Here is a 2808-nt window from a genome sequence, read left to right as displayed (position 1 = left end):
TGTTGCAAATGGTCATGCGGGCTTCGACGCTGAGCGCATCGATGGTCGATCCGCAGAATTCAATGGCAAAACCGGTCGCCCCGGATGCGCCGATCCGGGCGATCAGCGCCATGATCACGTCCTTGGAGGTCAGGCCCGGCGCCAGTTCCCCGTCAACGGTGACGCGCAGGCTTTTCAAGCGCTTGTAGACCAGCGTCTGCGAGGCCAGCAAGTGCTCGATCTGCGATGTGCCGATGCCGAAACCGAAGGCGCCGAACGCGCCATAAGTCGTGGTGTGGCTGTCGCCGGCGGCGATCACCATGCCCGGCAGAATAAAACCCTGCTCCGGAGCAATCACGTGTTCGATGCCTTGGCGCTTGTCGAGGATGTCCAGCAGTTCGATGCCGAAATCCCGGCAGTTTTCCGCCAGATACGACACCTGCCGCGCCCCGCCCGCATCCGGCNNGCGCCCGGCCGCGCGCAGGCCGCTGAAGGCCTGAGGGCTGGTGTATTCGTTGATCACCTGGCGGTCGATATACAGCAGGACATGGCCCTGATCGTCGAGGCGGCACACCGTGTGCGAATCGATGTGTTTGTCATAGAGGGTTCTGGGGATCATCAAGCGCTCACTCAGGGGAGTCTGTGTGATTTTCATCATAGGGCGCGGCGGCGGGCCATCAATTGCCTGACAGTGATCGCGCGGATCATGAATCGTGTTCGATCGGCTCGGGCGAAATGCGAAGTGCGAAACATTTACTTTCATATCGCTTATCGGGATTTGCCCGGCTCATCCGTCCTATAGAGATGCAAGCCGTTCGCGTAGGCAAAAGCCACGACCGGTCTTTCGGGGACTCCCGTGCTGCGAAGCCCGTAGCCACGCACCCTTTCACCGAAAACAAGACGCGCAATCATGTCGAAGAAATCCCGCTCCAAACTGTGGTTCCTGGTACATAGCTGGCTGGCGTTGCCGATCTGGTTTTTTGTCCTGATCGTCTGCGTCACCGGGACACTGGCGGTGGTCAGCCAGGAAATCGTCTGGCTGGCCAACCCGCAGATGCGTGCCAGCGCTCCGTCGGACGATGCACCGCTGCTCAGCTACGACCAGATCATTGCGGCCATCAAGAAAGCCGAACCACAAACGGTCGTGCAAGAGATCGACCGGCCCGATGAATCGCACTTTGCCCTCGATGTTCGCGTCAGCTATCCCGACGGGCGCTCGCTGACGGTCTACGTCAACCCGTACACGGGCGTCATTCAGGGCGAGGCGCCGGCGTTCAACTTCAAGGGTTTCACCCGCGCCTTGCACGGCTGGTGGCTGGTGCCCTTCACCAATGGCTACAGCTGGGGCTGGTACCTGGTGTCGATACTCGGCCTGCCGATGCTCGCCTCGCTGGTTACCGGACTGGTGGTGTACAAACGTTTCTGGAAAGGCTTCTTCAATCCGACCCTGCGGTTTCGTCACGGTGCGCGGATTTTCTGGGGCGACTTTCATCGCCTCAGCGGCATCTGGTCCATCTGGTTCATCGCGGTGATTTCCATCACCGGCACCTGGTTCCTGATTCAGGCGCTACTGGCCGACAACCACATTTCCATTTCGAGCGAACCGGTGATCCCGGCCATGTCCCGTGAGAGCGTGCCCCTCTCGCCGGACGGTTCGCCGACCCCGCAGATCAGCCTTGATCGCGCGATCGAGATCGCACAGCAGAAAATCCCCGGGCTGGAAACCAGCTACGTCAGCCTGCCGGGCAATGCCTACAGCCACCTCGATATCGGCGGTCGCGGCTGGTATCCGCTGATGTACCAGCGCGCGACGATCAACCCGTACAACGGTGAAATCGCTGCATCGCGCCTGTTGTCCGACCGCACGTCCCTGGAGTTCGTCACCGAATCCATGCGGCCGTTGCACACCGGTGACTTTGGCGGCCTGTGGATCAAATTGATCTGGTTCTTCTTCGGCCTGCTGCTGAGCATGATGGTGCTCAGCGGGCTGCTGATCTGGACCAAACGCACCGCACTGGCCACCGCCAACGCCCTCAAGCGCGAGCACAAGAAGCAACGCGTCAAGGCACAACCGGCCCTGAACCGTGAACCGTCGGAGGTCAACCTGTGAGCCAGTCCAATGTTGCACCCCGCCCTTCGCGCCTGAGCCTGTTCTGGCACAAGTGGCGCTTCCACATCAACGTGTTGCTGCTGTTGATCCCTTTGGGGTTCATGCCCAGATACTTTGCGGACCAGGCGCTGTTTCGCGGCGATACCGGTCTGGGCGAACGCGAAGTCGGCGAAATCCAGGTCGGGCCCTGGAGCCTGCGCATGGCCGAGTTCCGTGACGAGGCGCCCCGCCCCGCCGGGCCCGCTGGCTACATGAAAAGCTTCAATGTCGCTTTGTGCGATGCCTGCATCGATCAGGTCAAGGCCACCTATCTGCGCATCGGCAAACCCCGCAGCCTGCGCGCCGCCGGGGTGATCTTCTTCGGCACGCCGTATCGCATGGGCACCCAGTTGCCGATCCCGGAAAAAACCAAAGCCGATGCCGAGCTGTGGATCACCATGGAAGGTTGGGACGGCAGCATGCATCAGGCCTCGATTCCCCTGAGTCAGGCCTCCCCCGCCACCCTCGCCTGGCTGAACCAACAAGGAGCCAAACCATGACTCGCACTCACCGCTCTTTTCGCCTGCCGCTGAGCGCCGTGCTGCTGGTGCTGAGCGCCGGTTTCAGTGCCGGCGCGCTGGCACATAACCCGATGTGCGAATGCAAAGCCATCGACGCCGAGCAGATCAAATGCACCGGCGGTTTCTCCGACGGCAGCGGCGCGCCGGGCGTGACCCTCG

Annotated in this window: 3 protein-coding genes and 1 pseudogene; 3 read left to right on the top strand and 1 reads right to left on the bottom strand. The window is 61.5% G+C overall.

Going from position 1 to position 2808, the window contains the following annotated elements; all coding sequences use genetic code 11:
* Nucleotides 1–598 (bottom strand): aconitase family protein (locus F2P67_RS27845; protein ID WP_425511030.1); only part of this gene is annotated, 598 nt, incomplete at its 3' end.
* 291 nt (nucleotides 599–889) lie between these two features.
* On the opposite strand from F2P67_RS27845, the gene F2P67_RS24810 reads away from it, so the two are divergent.
* The 3 genes and pseudogenes from F2P67_RS24810 to F2P67_RS24800 all read left to right on the top strand — a co-directional run.
* Entirely contained in the window at nucleotides 890–2089 is a 1200-nt protein-coding gene (locus F2P67_RS24810; protein ID WP_166225020.1) for a PepSY-associated TM helix domain-containing protein, read from the top strand.
* Nucleotides 2086–2628 carry a thiamine pyrophosphate-binding protein gene (locus F2P67_RS24805; protein ID WP_166225017.1) on the top strand — a complete coding sequence of 181 codons (543 nt, stop codon included), beginning with the start codon at nucleotides 2086–2088 and terminating at the stop codon, nucleotides 2626–2628. The genes F2P67_RS24810 and F2P67_RS24805 overlap by 4 nt, the downstream gene beginning before the upstream one ends.
* Nucleotides 2625–2808: pseudogene (locus F2P67_RS24800) on the top strand (hypothetical protein); the annotation flags it as partial. The gene F2P67_RS24805 and the pseudogene F2P67_RS24800, both read left to right, overlap by 4 nt.

This window comes from Pseudomonas atagonensis, from assembly GCF_011369485.1.
Lineage (GTDB): Bacteria > Pseudomonadota > Gammaproteobacteria > Pseudomonadales > Pseudomonadaceae > Aquipseudomonas > Aquipseudomonas atagonensis.
This window is presented reverse-complemented; position numbering and strand designations above follow the sequence as displayed.